This window comes from Fictibacillus tiangongensis (assembly GCF_048083785.1).
In the GTDB taxonomy this organism is placed as follows: domain Bacteria; phylum Bacillota; class Bacilli; order Bacillales; family Fictibacillaceae; genus Fictibacillus.
Map to the genome: position 1 here is coordinate 2162003 of NZ_CP182294.1, position 15110 is coordinate 2177112.

Annotated in this window: 18 protein-coding genes; 3 read left to right on the forward strand and 15 right to left on the reverse strand. The window is 36.5% G+C overall.

Annotated elements, in window-relative coordinates:
- Positions 1 to 29: 29 nt before the first annotated feature.
- Both ACNJYY_RS11520 and ACNJYY_RS11525 read right to left on the reverse strand, forming a co-directional pair.
- Positions 30 to 560, reverse strand: coding sequence for a GNAT family N-acetyltransferase (locus tag ACNJYY_RS11520; RefSeq protein ID WP_416728597.1), 531 nt, complete (start codon positions 558 to 560; stop codon positions 30 to 32).
- A gap of 28 nt (positions 561 to 588) precedes the next feature.
- A complete protein-coding gene (locus tag ACNJYY_RS11525; protein WP_416728598.1) occupies positions 589 to 1413 on the reverse strand; it encodes an MBL fold metallo-hydrolase in 825 nt (274 codons plus the stop codon).
- Between the two features lie 261 nt (positions 1414 to 1674).
- Between ACNJYY_RS11525 and ACNJYY_RS11530 the strand changes: the two genes are divergently transcribed.
- Entirely contained in the window at positions 1675 to 2754 is a 1080-nt protein-coding gene (locus ACNJYY_RS11530; RefSeq protein ID WP_416728599.1) for a tetratricopeptide repeat protein, read from the forward strand.
- Positions 2751 to 2879, forward strand: coding sequence for a hypothetical protein (locus ACNJYY_RS11535; protein WP_260858542.1), 129 nt, complete (start codon positions 2751 to 2753; stop codon positions 2877 to 2879). The genes ACNJYY_RS11530 and ACNJYY_RS11535 overlap by 4 nt, the downstream gene beginning before the upstream one ends.
- A 162-nt stretch (positions 2880 to 3041) precedes the next feature.
- Here ACNJYY_RS11535 and ACNJYY_RS11540 read toward each other — a convergent pair whose 3' ends face one another.
- From ACNJYY_RS11540 to ACNJYY_RS11560, 5 genes are all read right to left on the reverse strand, one after another.
- On the reverse strand, positions 3042 to 4280 hold the full coding sequence (locus ACNJYY_RS11540) for an ATP-binding protein (RefSeq protein WP_416728600.1): 1239 nt from the start codon (positions 4278 to 4280) through the stop codon (positions 3042 to 3044).
- A gap of 167 nt (positions 4281 to 4447) precedes the next feature.
- On the reverse strand, positions 4448 to 4852 hold the full coding sequence (locus ACNJYY_RS11545) for an NUDIX hydrolase (RefSeq protein WP_416728601.1): 405 nt from the start codon (positions 4850 to 4852) through the stop codon (positions 4448 to 4450).
- Between the two features lie 67 nt (positions 4853 to 4919).
- Complete coding sequence (locus ACNJYY_RS11550; RefSeq protein WP_416728602.1) at positions 4920 to 5234, reverse strand: DMT family transporter; 315 nt, start codon at positions 5232 to 5234, stop codon at positions 4920 to 4922.
- Positions 5234 to 5575: a DMT family transporter gene (locus ACNJYY_RS11555; protein ID WP_416728603.1), complete on the reverse strand. Its 342-nt coding sequence runs from the start codon at positions 5573 to 5575 to the stop codon at positions 5234 to 5236. Before ACNJYY_RS11555 ends, ACNJYY_RS11550 begins: the two co-directional genes overlap by 1 nt.
- Complete coding sequence (locus tag ACNJYY_RS11560) at positions 5572 to 6165, reverse strand: TetR/AcrR family transcriptional regulator (RefSeq protein ID WP_416728604.1); 594 nt, start codon at positions 6163 to 6165, stop codon at positions 5572 to 5574. Before ACNJYY_RS11560 ends, ACNJYY_RS11555 begins: the two co-directional genes overlap by 4 nt.
- A gap of 148 nt (positions 6166 to 6313) precedes the next feature.
- Here ACNJYY_RS11560 and ACNJYY_RS11565 point away from each other — a divergent pair, with 148 nt between their 5' ends.
- Complete coding sequence (locus ACNJYY_RS11565) at positions 6314 to 7495, forward strand: FtsW/RodA/SpoVE family cell cycle protein (RefSeq protein ID WP_416728605.1); 1182 nt, start codon at positions 6314 to 6316, stop codon at positions 7493 to 7495.
- Between the two features lie 69 nt (positions 7496 to 7564).
- On the opposite strand, the gene ACNJYY_RS11570 is transcribed toward ACNJYY_RS11565, so the two are convergent.
- From ACNJYY_RS11570 to ACNJYY_RS11605, 8 genes are all read right to left on the reverse strand, one after another.
- Positions 7565 to 8722 carry a DUF418 domain-containing protein gene (locus ACNJYY_RS11570; protein WP_416728606.1) on the reverse strand — a complete coding sequence of 386 codons (1158 nt, stop codon included), beginning with the start codon at positions 8720 to 8722 and terminating at the stop codon, positions 7565 to 7567.
- Positions 8723 to 8748: 26 nt separating this feature from the next.
- Positions 8749 to 9201 carry a helix-turn-helix domain-containing protein gene (locus tag ACNJYY_RS11575; RefSeq protein ID WP_416728607.1) on the reverse strand — a complete coding sequence of 151 codons (453 nt, stop codon included), beginning with the start codon at positions 9199 to 9201 and terminating at the stop codon, positions 8749 to 8751.
- Between the two features lie 379 nt (positions 9202 to 9580).
- Complete coding sequence (locus ACNJYY_RS11580; protein ID WP_416728608.1) at positions 9581 to 9715, reverse strand: hypothetical protein; 135 nt, start codon at positions 9713 to 9715, stop codon at positions 9581 to 9583.
- Positions 9715 to 11913, reverse strand: coding sequence for a histidine kinase dimerization/phospho-acceptor domain-containing protein (locus ACNJYY_RS11585; protein ID WP_416728609.1), 2199 nt, complete (start codon positions 11911 to 11913; stop codon positions 9715 to 9717). The genes ACNJYY_RS11580 and ACNJYY_RS11585 overlap by 1 nt, the downstream gene beginning before the upstream one ends.
- Positions 11891 to 12583 carry a response regulator transcription factor gene (locus ACNJYY_RS11590; protein WP_416728610.1) on the reverse strand — a complete coding sequence of 231 codons (693 nt, stop codon included), beginning with the start codon at positions 12581 to 12583 and terminating at the stop codon, positions 11891 to 11893. The genes ACNJYY_RS11585 and ACNJYY_RS11590 overlap by 23 nt, the downstream gene beginning before the upstream one ends.
- A gap of 195 nt (positions 12584 to 12778) precedes the next feature.
- A complete protein-coding gene (locus ACNJYY_RS11595; RefSeq protein WP_416728611.1) occupies positions 12779 to 13207 on the reverse strand; it encodes an SRPBCC family protein in 429 nt (142 codons plus the stop codon).
- A gap of 445 nt (positions 13208 to 13652) precedes the next feature.
- A complete protein-coding gene (locus ACNJYY_RS11600) occupies positions 13653 to 14024 on the reverse strand; it encodes an iron chaperone (protein WP_416728612.1) in 372 nt (123 codons plus the stop codon).
- A 173-nt stretch (positions 14025 to 14197) separates the two neighbouring features.
- The gene (locus ACNJYY_RS11605) at positions 14198 to 15058 is read right to left on the reverse strand and encodes a zinc-ribbon domain-containing protein (RefSeq protein ID WP_416728613.1); all 861 of its coding nucleotides are present in this window, start codon (positions 15056 to 15058) and stop codon (positions 14198 to 14200) included.
- Positions 15059 to 15110: the final 52 nt, after the last annotated feature.

Consider the following 15110-nt stretch of genomic DNA (forward strand, 5'->3'; position numbering starts at 1 on the left):
TTCACTGTAAAGATTGGGCTCATATCTCATTATTTAACTAATTTAAACATCAACACATCATCAACATATTCATCGTTGCCTAACTTAAATTCTCTTATTTTTCGGCCTTCCTCTACGAATCCTAGTTTTCTATATAATTCTATTGCTCTAGTATTAGTAGAGAACGTTCCTAACGTAACTTTTTCAATGACGGGATGTTTTTCAGCCCAAGTTAATAACTTCTGAATCATTAATTTTCCAATCCCATTATTTCTGCATTCTTTTTTTAACATAATGGCAAATGATCCAATATGGTGCATTCTCATTCTTTCTTGTGAACGAAAAACGATCCATCCCACCACGTTGTTTTTATATTCCGCTACAAACATGGTCTCTCGTTCATGCTTTAGAATGTTGCGTATCCATTTTTGATGGTCTTCGATTGTCTTATTAAATTCATTTGGTAGTGCAATAAAATAATCGTGTTCAGAAATCACTTCACGATGAATTTGAAGAATGGCTTCAGCATCCTCAACACAAACGGTACGAATTCTTGCCTTGTTTTCTTGTTTGATCAACATTAGTGGCTTACCTCTTTTTCTAAAATAATTATGTGTGGATGACATGATTCTCTTTGATGATAGAACGAACAATATGAATAGAGTCCCATTCACCACGAGAGAATATGATGATGGGGAATTTCTTCGGAAAAAGTTTCTGACAGATAGCTTCAGGGGTGTCGCCTTGGTTTTGCAGGGTCAATACTTCTTGCTGAATTCCTAGTAAATAGTTTAGTTTTCGTTGGAGAGCCTTTCTTCCATCTCGAACAAATCCTGCGTGATTGCAAAACACTTCCTGAAAGTCATACGTTAAAACTCGTTTTAAAGATTGAATAATCGCAGGGATGCTCTCTTCCTCTAAAATTACTTTCGTCCTTTCCATTACGTACAGGTCACCGGTGAACAGCTGACCTGTTTCTCGATTTAGAAATGCATGGTGATCGACTGCATGACCTGGCGTCGGGATGGAATCCCAACGGGCATTTCTAGATTGTAGTTCCTCTTTCATTTTTTGTGCGTGAAACGGTTTTCTTCTTCCCCAAAAAAATTGTCGATACAATGGATAATGCGCTCGTTTTGCGCAATGATCCATTGTTTTTTCATCTAAATAAATGGGGACTTTCTTTGTTTTTTCGATATAACTAGCACAGCCTGTATGATCTTCATGAAAATGTGTAATGAATACTTGGTCAAAATCAGCTGAATCAATAAAAGGTTTGAAATGCTTATATAATGACTGCGCACCGGTATCAATCAATACACCGTCTACGAGATAACTATAAACATTCAGGGATACACCTTGAAAAGTAATCTTCCCATTTAAGTATGTTACATTATGTTTTTCTCCAAAGTGAGATGTTTTCTTCAATAACACTCTTTCTCAACTCCCGCTTCTCTTTCTCTACTATTTGACTCTATAAACTTTATTCCCTATACCGGACTATACTCCTTCTACCCTCATAATCACATTTTCAGTAAGCGAAACAATAAGATATCCCCAACAGTGTCAGATTATTGGGAAAATTGATGAGAATCTTGTCACTTTATGCTACCCTCTTGCATAGGATTTTCCCAAGTTTTATTTTTCCATTTTATGTTAGATTTATATTACAAGTCTTATAGAAAGGAGTTTTCCATGAACGTCGGAACTAGAGAGCCCATCACACAGTCACTCGAGCGATGGCATATAGCCATCCGGACAAATCACATACAGCAATCAGAGAGCATACATAACGAGATTAAGAGTGAAATCACACAGATCAAAGACCCCTCTACACAATTGTATTATCAATTATTAAACAGCCGATATTTAATTCTGAAGAAAGAGCTTGCTTCTGCTCACGCTATACTAGATACCTTAAATGATGTTCATCTGAATCGAACTGATATTTTTGGGTACTATATGAACTTAATTACCGGAATGCTATTAACAGCCGAAGGAAATTATGAAGTAGCAGAATTACGTTTTATCCGGGCGTTTAACTTATTAAACGTATTGAACAGCATAACGGATGACATTGTGCGTGCAGATTTCTATCATAAAGCTGCCGTTCTGTACTATCACATCCGTCAGCCGCTCACAGCACTTGATTATGCTAACGAAGCTTTGAAGACATTATCTGAAGCGGAAGATTATGAACTGCTTCAATCCGGTTGTGAAAATATATTGGGTCTCGCTTCTCTGTCATTGAAACAATACGGAAAAGCGGAAGAACATTTTCTGTGTGCCCTTGATCTCGCAAAACGAATTGATCAGTCCTATACCTCTCTAATCAAATACAACATCGGTTATCTGTATGCTGAACAAAACATGTCCGAACTGGCAGTACGCTATTTGTTAGAGGTATTTGAAGAAGAAGAAGCCTTTTATAAGACCCACTTCTTATTGTCTCGAGAATTCTATCGATTGAATAATGTAGAAAAAGCAATACCTTTTTATGAAAAAGGAATCGAGCTCGCGAATGAAGAATACCTTCATCACTTCAAAATACTGAACGCCTTAAATCAGGCAACAGATATTAACGAGCTTGAACGTATTGTTAAAGAAGGAAACGACTATTTTAAACAACACGAACTCTTTGGTTTCGTAGAAGATTATGCTGGAGAACTTGCACAGGTCTTCTTCACCAAAGAGAACCACAATAAAGCCAGTTATTATTTTAAAGAGTCTTACGAAGCAAAACGCGCTTTACAAAAAAAGGAGGCACTAAAATGAAAAAATTCGCTGCAGGTATCATCATCACTTCACTAGCACTAACGGCTGTATTTGTTGGACTTTCCACAAAATCAGTTGAACAAGCTGAGCATGGCAGAACGTTCTCTCTTTCTCAAAAATTATAAGACAATGTATTAACACAAAAAAACGATCAGAAATTTTTCTGATCGTTTTTTGTGCTTTTACTTATAAATGACTTTATGCTTCTCCAATATTCATCGCTAGCAGCAAAAAGAAAAGAATACAAATGTGATGCTGTTTAACGTTAAAAGTTTACTGCATAACCATCACTTAGAAGGCAGTTTAATCGTAAATGTTGTTCCTTTTTCCAACTCGCTCTTAATCGTAATTTTTCCACCCACCTGTTTTACAATTTGGTGGCATACGGTCAATCCTAGTCCTGTTCCTTTTTCTTTCGTAGAATAATAAGGACTGCCTAATTTTTTTAATTGTTCCTTAGACATGCCTACACCGTTATCCTTAATCTCAATGCAAACATATCCGTTCGTATCATGAAATGCTATGATTCTAATTTCTCCTTCTGACTTAATTGCTTCGATAGCGTTCTTGATTATGTTGATCAATACTTGCTGAATTTCCAGTTTTAGTCCTTCAATTTTCAATGAAGATTCCACGTGCTGTGATATATGTATAGAGTTTAAAATAGCATAAGAGTGCATCACATCTATTGATTGTTGGATAGTAGATGTTAGATCGATAATTTCATATTGATCCGTTTGTGGTTTAGCTAAAGCTAAATATTGATTAATGATTTCCTGCGCCCGATCCAGTTCTTCAATCGAAATACTTATGTACATCTGCTGTTCTTTCGTTAATTCTTCTTTCTGCATCAGCTGCATAAATCCTCGTACCGAAGTCATGGGATTTCGAATCTCATGTGCTACTGATGCAGCAAGCTGACTGACAACATTCATTTTTTCCGTTCGAAGAAGCTCTTGTCTCATTTCAATCTGCTCTTTCATATTTTCAATCAAGTGCACGACTGCGATTAACGTTGCCAATACGATAAGAGAGGAACTTAATTCAAAAAACAGTTCTTGCTCGTCCCCTTTTATTAAAAGTGAGATTCCTCTTGTAATTGGAATCAATGAATAGAATAAGCTAATGACAGTAACTTTACCTTTAATGCCGTAACGATGAAAGAGTTTTGTGATGGGTAATAACAATAAGCATAGGATTGTATAATTCCCTAGCAAAACAACTAAATTCTGATCTGTAAAGTACCCCAATATTAGAAGTGCTACTAAGCTTGAAAATCCTACCCTTTTTCCACCGTATAAGAAAGACAAAATAATAGCGATCGATTTAAAGTCGTACTTATAGATTTCTGAATAAACGACTGGCTGGCTCATAGTGAATACTAAAATGATCAGCATGACCAGAAAGAATCTCGAAGTAGTTCGTTTTCGTTCTTTATCTCTTTCATTAAAGAATACTTGATAAATAAGGATGGTAAAAAGTATAAAGACCACGTGTAAACACATGCTTTGTATAGACTCTAACATTCTGTTCCCTACTTCCTAGATTAACCTGTCTTACATGATTTTCGACAACTTTTATGCATCTCCTTGTTAAATAGATGAATTTTCCAGGTAATAGTATCTATTACTTTCAATTCAAAAAAGCACTTCTCCCGCTAGGAAGAAATGCTTTTTTGAAAAAATAATTACCATTAAAATGTTCTACTGTAGAATTGCCCCTTAAAACGTATTGCGTCCTCCGCTCGAATTCGTTGACTTTCACTTAATTCAGCTAGTTCAAACCATCTGAGTGCAGAGTGTTCGGAGCTAAGAACGATCTTGTCAACATTTGAAATACTACATAGGAATATCGCTGCTTGTGTGTTAATTTTACTATGATAATAAATTCCGGTTAATACTGGATCAATTACATCAATTCCAAGCTCTTCTCTACATTCGCGAAACAATGCTTGATGAATCGTTTCACCCGAATCGACAGCACCACCAGGTAAACTCCATCCTTTGTTTCCGTAAGTTCGTTTTAACAAAAGCACCTTATTCTCTGCATTAAATATCATGGCATGAGAACCAAATCGAAACGTATCATGAATTCCCAAGGAGATCCCTCTTCTACTTACAATGTATAGCGAGTTATATTCTACTTAACAACCTTGATATCCTTCCTTAGCTAATGAGTTTAAGTCCAACTGCGGCACTGAGTACCATTGCCATAAAAAGAATTCTTAGTCCATTTTTTGATTCTCCGTAAAATAAGATACCAACTAGTCCAGAACCTACTGTACCGATTCCGGTCCAGATTGCATACGCTGTCCCCATAGGCAAAGATTGCATAGCGAGACTCAACAAAAGAAAACTGCTGCTGAATCCTATAACTAGGACGAGGAATGAAATACCATTCCTTTTCTTTGCAACAAGATTCATACCTGTAACACCCACTACTTCAAAAAGTCCTGCAAACACCAGAAAGATCCAGCCCATTATTGAACCCCTCCTTCTGATTTTGGTTTTGCTGTTACTAATTTAAGTCCCATTACTCCAGCAAGAAGAACGAGAATGAGTATGATTTTCAGCATTTTAAACGGTTCACCGAATACAAGCATCTCCATCAAAACCGTTCCACTTGCTCCTAATCCAGTGAATACAGCGTATACTGTACCTACAGGGAGATGTTTGGTTGCTAAGATGAGTAGCGTAAAGGAAAAAATAATAGCGATCGTTGTTCCCATCCACGTCAAGAAATCATCAGAATGCTTTAAGCCGATCACCCAACACACTTCAAACACTGAACCTAAAAGGACATAACCCCATGAACGATTCATTGCAATTCACCACTTTCAATACTAATACCCCGCCAGAAAACAAGCCACGACTGTGTAGACCTTTTTTGTAGACGTTCTGGAATTCCATAGATCAACTCCACAAGAAGTCCATCTAACATGGTTAAAAATGCAAGAGCCGCTGTTTCTGGTGAAATATCCGCTCTCAACAGATCGGCATTCTGTTCAAACAGTGCTGTAAACAAACTCTCCAAACGATCGACAAATTTGTTGCTTCCCATTTTTATAACTTCTTCATGCTTCACTGGTGGATAAAAAGACGTTCGCATAAAGAATTTCATATTATTGTTTTTCTCAAATCGCTCTAAATACTCCGTTAAGAATTTGGACAAAACTTCTCTTAATTGAAGAGATCCCTGATCTTCAATAAATTGTTTAACAAAATCAATTTCACAGTCAGTTGCTTCATGAAACGTTTGTATATAGAGATCATCCTTACTCTTAAAGTGAGTGTAGATTGATTGTTTTTTAATTCCTACTTCATTTGCGATTACAGACAAAGAAGCACCCTCAAACCCTAGTTGGGCAAACTGGATGAGTGCTGTTTCTTTCAATTGATCATATGTCATCATTAAGCCACCTTCCGAACGGTCGTAAGGTAATCTTATCACACTATTTTTTGAAGTCAACATATCGTAATGACTTAAACTTGTATTAATCCATCCAAAATGTGGTATCATTGTTTTTGGTAAAATAATGAAACAGGAAGAAGTGCGGTACATGGAGACTCCAAATAGTAAATCATTTATAGATAAATTAGATTATGGGATTCTTTTTATACTCTTCTTATTGTCAATAATTAGCTTGATGTTCATATACAGTGGCCAACAATCAGGTCAATACAACGATAATTTTGTTCCTAAACAAATATTCTGGTACACCTTAAGTACAATTTTAATGCTAGCCATAGCGCGCTTAGATTTTGAGCAGCTTAAAAGAATGTCATGGTATTTTTATGGCATCGTTTTATTTTTTATTGTGATGTTAATTTTCGCACCAGAAAGTATTGCAAAACCGATCAACGGCTCAAAAGCGTGGTATCAATTGCCTTTCCTTGGCTCTTTTCAGCCATCAGAATTCATGAAGATCGCTTTGATCTTAGTTCTGAGTAATATTGTTGAATCACACAACTACCAATATATTCAGCGAACGATACGATCAGATTTATATCTAATCTACAAAATGGGACTAGCTAGCTTAGCGCCTGTTATCTTTGTCGCCATCCAGCCAGATTCAGGAATGATCATGCTCTACCTTTCCATCATTCTGTCCATCATATTCATATCTGGTGTAAGCTGGAAGATCATTTTGGCGGTTATCTCATTACCATCTATCGTCTTGACAGCATTAATCGTCATCTATTTTAAATTTAATGACTTTTTTCAGACGAAACTACTCGCCTTACTTCTTCCTCACCAACGAAGTAGGATTAACGGCTGGTTAAATCCGTTTGAATACACAGATCAAGGTTATCAGACGAAACAAGCCATTACTGCAATCGGTTCAGGTTGGTATTCTGGCAAGGGATGGATGGAAGGGATCATGTATGTACCAGAGGCCCACACTGATTTTATCTTTTCCATTATTGGTGAAGACACAGGTTTTCTCGGTACATCCATCGTAGTGAGTCTGTTCTTCTTATTAATCTATAAAATCGTGATACTAGGTGTGAAATCAAACTACTCATTCGGCGGATATATGTGTTCAGGGATAATCGGACTTCTCTCGTTCCAGATCTTTCAAAATGTGGGCATGAATATTGGATTGTTGCCAGTAACAGGGGTTACGCTTCCGTTCTTAAGCTATGGAGGAAGCTCTCTTTTATCCAATATGATGTTAATGGGGATCGTCCTAGGAGTTAGTGTGCAGACGAATCGTTATATGTTTGAAATAGATCAGTAAAAACATAACGCCGACCAGAATCAATCTGGTCGGCGTTGGTTTTGGTTTATTCATCATAATATCTATTCGTTACCTATAAACCAAGTAGCGAATAAAAGTTTCAAATGGTCCATTCAGCTTAAATGTTTCCAATACTGAAGCCATGATTATACCAGTTACCCATATCAAAAAAGCAATTCCAGTCACACTAATGATACTCAACTCTCCTCCTAATCCAAAAGCTACAGGTGAAAGTAAAATCACTAATATCATTTCGTTCAAGATATAAAATGTTAGGGAGCGTTTTCCTAGGGCAATGAGTGATCTTGCAATAGGACCTGGCCGTTTGATGAGACACCCAATCAGTCCAAAAAAGGCTGCATATCCAATACCACCAGCAATACCTGTAAGAATTTGAACTCCGTAAATGTTTCCTGCTGTAAATAAACTAGGTTCCCATACTTCACCTAATAACACTAAAGGAATCGATCCTACTAAAGAAATGGTAATGCCTGCAGTTGCAAGGTTTCTTAATTCAAGCATGTATTTATGTGACTCTGTTAGAAGTTTCTTTCTTCCCATCCATATTCCTAATAGTACAGAAGGAAGGATTGGAAATAGGAAATGTATAAAGACTGGAATAGTCGGAAAGTAGATCATGGTTTCCATAAACAACTGACTATACGACTGATCTGAAGAAAATTCAGTGCCAAATCCGTAACCACCTATTTCCTTTAGGAAAAAGCCCCAAATGACTGGTATAAAAAGCATATAGACTATGATCAAAGAAACGGTAACCTTTTTTAAGACCTTGTTATTATACAAAAGTAGTTTACTAACGAGTAGGCCAGCAATTCCATAAGCCATCAAAATATCTTGACCACCTACAACTACAGCTAATACGATTCCGAACAAAATCAAATAAAACGAGCGTCTATTAATCGACTTCCTTGCTACGTTTGGCGAATTCCCCTTCGATAATTGACTTTCGAACATCATGGCCATCCCGTAACCAAATAACACGGCAAATAGTGGCCGTGCACGATTATCAATAAAAAGCTCACCCATTGAATTAAAAATTTTCTCAAGAGGACTAAGACTTTCCGGACGACTCATGACTCCTGGATTCAATTCATATAAAAATAAAGGTGCATGAGCCAACACGATTAATAAAAGCATAATTCCTCTTGCTACATCCAAGGAGACTGCTCTCTTTTTTTCCGTTTTAGGTTGGGTATGTGGATTCATTTTTACCTAATCCTACTTTCTAATGTTTATTCCACCTTATATCTTTCTTTAACGATTCCCGCTCCAATTCCTCCACCAACCATGAATAGTAAAGGCCCAAAGTTCCATAGAAATTTTCCTCCAGGCAATGAAAGATCGGTATTTGCAAATTTATTAAGTCCTAGGAAGCCTATTTTTATGATTAGCAAGGTCACCCCGAGCAAGAACACAACATCAAACAAAAACTTTAATTTAGGATGAGCAAGTTGTTTGCTATCTTTTATTACTTTTTCTTTTAAATCTTCATCTGTTCTAAGCAATTCGTCAATCGAAACTTCAAAAAGATCACTAAGCTTAATGATTACTTCGATGCTCGGATAATTCTGTCCGTTCTCCCACTTTGAAACAGATTGTCTGCTAACAAAAAGTTTTTCAGCCAATTCTTCCTGAGACCAACCTTTCGTCTTTCTCACGCTTTTTAATTTCTCACCAAAAACCATCTATTGTAGCCACCTTTTTATATGTATAAGCTCATTATTGTGAATGAAAGGTCAAAAAGTAAAGATAACTTTAGTTGCAAAGAGCCGCAACCCCTAGTTGCATAGTGGGATCTCCCCCGTTTAGGATCAAAATGAGGTGATTATCGTTTTCTTAACCCATACCACAAGGGGTATAATAGCACTTAATTCTATAAGTTTTGGAAATAATTCTAGGAAATTTAGATATATTCCCGCGACTCCTAGCCATAATTCAGCGAGTTTTTATGATATATCGGCGAGTCGACATTTTCTGACAACATTATAATTCTAAAATACCCTCACACCCTTATGCAAAAAAAAATAAAAAGCACTTCCCCATATAGAAGAAGTGCTCCCTAATCTATTCACTTGTTTGAAGAATCTCAGTAATTTTAACTGATTCTTTCACTTTAGGACTGCCTGCGTTATCGGCAAATCCGAAAATACTAAACAATACAATCGTCATACCAAGTAAGAATTTCTTGTTTATTTTCATTATTTCACCGAGTCCAGTTCAATTGTAGCTTTAAATAGATCTCCGTCAACGTCGATGTCCATAGTGCCTTCATGAAGATCTACGATAGATTTCGCGATTGCGAGACCGAGGCCAGAACCATCAGTATGACGTGATGTGTCTCCCCGTTTAAACCTTTCAAATAGTTCTTCAAAGTTTCCACCTAATTCATACTTCGAGACATTTTTAAAAGAAACGATTACCTTTTGATTTTCTTCTGTAACCGACACATATACTCTAGTATTCTCCATAGAATACTTTAATGCATTGCCGATCAAGTTATCAAAGACGCGCCACATCTTTTGTCCGTCCACATAAGCAAGGATAGGAGCATTTGGCGTTGCTAGCCTGAAAGTTAGTGACGATTCTTTAATGGTTTCGCTGTATTCAGCCATGGCTTGTTGGAGCAACTGGACGATATCGACATCATGTTTAATCAGCTCCAGATTCCCGCTTGCCATCTTAGATACTTCAAACAGATCGTCAATCAGAACCTTTAGACGCTTCGACTTGCGATCTATAATTTCTAAATAAGCATTCTGATCCTCTTTTGTTACTTCTTGTGACTTTAAGAGTTCCGTATACGTAATGATCGATGTCAAAGGAGTTCGTAAATCATGACTGACATTGGTGATCAGCTCCGTTTTAAGCCTCTCACTTTTTGCTTCAGCACGCTTGGATGTTTTAACACCATGTTTTAATACGTTCAGATTTCCCGCTAACATGGCTAGTGCCGATTTTCCCTTATAAGGAAGGTCTTGTTCCATCTGTCCCGAAGCAAGTTCATTCGTATGCTGAACAATTCTATTAAAGTACCCTATTCTTTTAAAAAGGTAGATTAATACCGGTACAGTAAAGAATAAAAACAGAATGAAATAAACGACGAAAGCCATGGGATGAAAGAATACGACTGCAGCACCGAAACCTGATAAGAAAATAACGATAAGAAGCAGTATGATTTGTATCCCGACACTTCTATTATAGAATGCATCAGAAACTAACCAGTAAAACCATTGGGCTGACTTAGAGATAAACGCATCTCGATATAACTGTTTGTTTCTAACATCACGGTAAATCCAAGTCGTTTGGATAAGAGTTATACTCACCATAAGCGTTGTGATCAGAAATTCGAATAGACCGTCACTATACGTGAATGAAAATACCAAGTTATCGTAGTTTTGTGCGTTCATAACAATTGCCATGATTGCAAAAAACAAACTGATCAATAAGAATCCCAACCGAATATCAATAGGTACTCTACGATAAATCTTTACTTTGTCTGAAGAAGAGATCATCTGTAGTGGATGAAGTCTTCTTCCCCATAAAAACACAAGGAATAGAATCACAATACTGCAAATCGAAATAATGTAAAACACCGTTTGTCTTTTTTCAAAATCGTCTACTTGTTTTTGTAACCAACTTCCTTGTTCAGGAAGAGTAATTATGCCTTGAAGTGTTTTTGCTTTTTGAGGAAAATATTCGTAATGATATTCTATGAAAGTATCTGGCCCACTAATACGTAAGTTGCCGTTTTCAGATGACGATGAATACTCTCTACTGAACAAATTTGTTTTTCTCTTAAGATCTTCAGGGCTTTCTGCTGAAGAAAGATTAGTATATACCTCTTTTGAGTTCATATCTATCAGGTAGTAGTTGAAACCCAAAAGGTTAGGATCATAATCAGAAATATAACTTTGTCTTTCTTTAACAAGTGTCTCTACTTCTTTTTCTTTTTCCTTCACGATCTTAGCTTTGATATGTTCATCACTTTTAAAATTCTCCATGATATCTTTAACTTTTGCATCTCGTTGTTCTTCATAAAGCTTAACCACTTCGTCGTTCTTAGCTGCCCTCGCTTCATCAATCTGGTATTCATATTGGCTTTTGATGTCTGCTATCTGCTCTGACAAACTTCCATAGCGCGTACGATGTTCTTCAATCTCTTCTTTTGAAACTTTAATATTGTTTTTAAGCTCATCTTTAGAAAAATAGTTAATTTCAGAAGTATTGATATAGTTGATAAATCCCTCAAACTCTGAATTAAACTCCTCTGTATGAAAATAATCCTTTTTAAAATACCAATGACCATTTTCTAAGATCGAAACCATTCCACTTAACCCAAAGGTCAACAGCATAATCCAAACAACCCACTTGCTTCTATTTTTCCATTTTGTATCCAATTCCCCATACCACCTTTAAATATCTAGGATTTTTCGGATCGATCTCAATCTTTTCTCTAATCTTCCGGATATGAACGGCTACAGTGTTTTCAGCATTGTAACTTGGTTCTTTCCAAACCCGCTCGTATATGTCATTGATGGAAAAAACTCTTCCAGGGTATGACATGAGCAACTCCACGATCTTGTATTCGATAGGTGTTAATTTTACTGAATCCCCGTTAATGGCGACTTCCTTTGCTTCCTTATCAAGTGTCAGACCGTTCAGATCTATTAGATTTGTCTTCCCCTCATATGTACCGAGAGTCACGTAACGCCTTAGCTGTGATTTAACACGAGCGATCAGCTCTAAAGGATTGAACGGCTTTGTCACATAATCATCCGCACCGATCTGCAGTCCTAGAACTTTGTCTGTATCTTCACTCTTCGCGCTTAAGATAATAATCGGTATGTTTCTTTGTTCTCGAATTTTAAATGTGGTCGAGATGCCATCTAACTTTGGCATCATAATGTCCATTACAATAAGATGTATTGGGTGTTCATCTAATTTCTCTATCGCTTCAATGCCATCTCCAGCTTGAACAACTGTGATTCCTTCATTTTTCAGGTATATCTCAATTGCATCGCGAATCTCTTTTTCATCATCTACAACCAGCACGTTAAAATCATTCATATTCTCACACTCCCTTCTGCATTATAGCATGGCATATATTTGAAATTATCTTTATTCTACACAGCAATCCTTTACTTTTAGTTAGCAAAAATCTTAAGACTTTCTTAAGTTTCGCAAACAATTTATAGCTTAAAATATAGGCAAACAAAAAAGTGCATTTCTATTTAAAGAAATGCACTCTCTTTTAAAACTGTATTAGTTTTGAGATTCACTATATCTTTTAAAATTATCCATGAACGCTTGCCATCCCGCTTCTTGCATTTCAACTGGATTCGACGCTTCTGCTTCAAACGTTTCTACAATTCTCGTTTCACTTTCTAATCCAACAAAAGTAATCGTAACTTTTCTTCCATCATCTAACGTATAAGCGATGTATTCATTTGTTTTAACCTCATCATATGTTCCGCTAAAATCAAATCCAAAGCTGCCATCTTTCGCTTCCATCCTTGTAAGAAACCGTCCGCTATCTCTTAAATCATTCTCTGCTTTAGGAGCATGCCACTCATCAGAAGCAAAGCTCCAGCCTGTAATATGCTTTGGTTCCGTCCAATATTGCCAAACTTCTTCAATCGGTTTGTTTACGGTTGTTTCCACAGTGATGATTACTTTATTACTTGTTTCCATAAAATAAACCACCTTTCCGTTGATCATCATTTAATTACTTTTTGCACAGCTTTAATTCAACAAAAAAGATGCATTTTCCTGCTACGTAAAATGCATCAATGCAAAAATACTTCTTTATTCAATGGCGTTCATAGCTTCTTGATACTTTGCATTTGCTAGGTTATTAATCTGTAAAAGATAATCATCTAACTTGATTTCACTATTTATTAAAGATTCAAGAAGACGATGAATATTTGCGTTTGGATACTCAGAAATACTTCCCCCTGTTAAAGCTTGCTACCGTGACTATTCGTTTCAAATATCATTCTTAGCTAAACGTCATCCATTTTGGAAAAATATTTACTTCTTTTGGATGTTTCGTTCTGGTTTACGAAGGTTAGAGATATAATTCAGAACGATTTCTTCAAATATAAAAAGCATGACTTTTACATCATGCTTACGGTCGTTACTCACGCCAGAATTTCGTGTATTCTGCTTTGTCCTTTATATTAAATTCAATTATATTCTCAAGCAGCTCATAATTAACTTCATCTTTCCATTTTATACGGAACAAGCCTTTTGTTGAGCTATAACCAGCTTCTTCAATCCTTTCGGCAAACCGTACCATTGCAATTTCTTCAGGAGCAATGCTCATGTGTTGCTTAGCCATTGAAATACCGATGATAAATGTGCCATGATCAGTATACATCGGTGTATTCCACTTGAATTGCGGTTCAAGATTAGGATATTTTTGTGCGATCCATTCCAAAACTTCCTCCATTCGATGTCTGTGATCGGGGTTATCAATGCTAGCTAGGTATTGCGAAAAGATTTCCATATTGTATCTCCTTATCATTGATAAAATTTACAGAGTCTCATTAATTATCAGTTTATATGAAGATTCCATTCTAGTAAAACGCTCTTTTGGTATCTATTGCACTTAAGTGAACATGATGTTTCTCTCTATCGACTTTTATTTTCAATCGTTAGTATCACTAATGTTAGATACTTTTAAGAAGAACAAGAATTGCACCCTAGTCCTTTCACACGATCCTTTACTCTAGCGGTATATTCTTCCCCACATTTTTTACATTTCCACCAAACATTATTGTAGGACGTAACAGCGACATCTTTAGGTGTTTTATGTACCCCAAACAATGTACCATTGCGATCGGGATGCCATTCTGCTGCAATCTTAGGATACATACTAAAAAGAGATTGTTCAAACTTAATACATTCAGGACAACGAGACTTGTTCTTAATCCTTTTTCGAATTCTTTCCCGCCATACATGTCCTTTTTCACACACCCATGCCACTTCTTCATTAGAGTTGTATACCACATCATGTGGACTTTTATCATTATTAACAGTAGACCACTCAGTTACTAACTCAGGATGAACTGCAGCCAAACAGTTCTTTTCGTATGCTTTTTTGTCTGAGCAATATACACATACACTTTTAGGGTTATGTATACGATCTTTTACCATTTCTTCCCACTCATGTCCTCTTTTACACTTCCACCATCTTCTCGGCCAATCTTCCTTACTGTTTACATCGGAAGGGGCAAGATTTTTGTTACGCGAGGGATGCCATTGCAGACATAGCTCAGGATCTGCCTCAGATAACGTTTCACTTTTTACCTCTTCAAACTGATACGATCGTTTTAACGCTCTTTCTTCTCTTACACAATCCGAACATTCAAGGTTCTTCTTATAGCGCTCCCGAATAGTCGCTCCCCATTCATGCCCTTTTGAACAGACCCACCATATGTATTCATAACTGCCAAAACTAGTCTGGTACGATTCAATACCCTGATTTTTTGTAGGATGCCATTGTGTTAATAGCTTATCCGGTAATAACAATTGCTTCAAACTCTTCAACCCTTTCTCTGTAATTACAAATCAAGTAATAAAAAAGGACTAT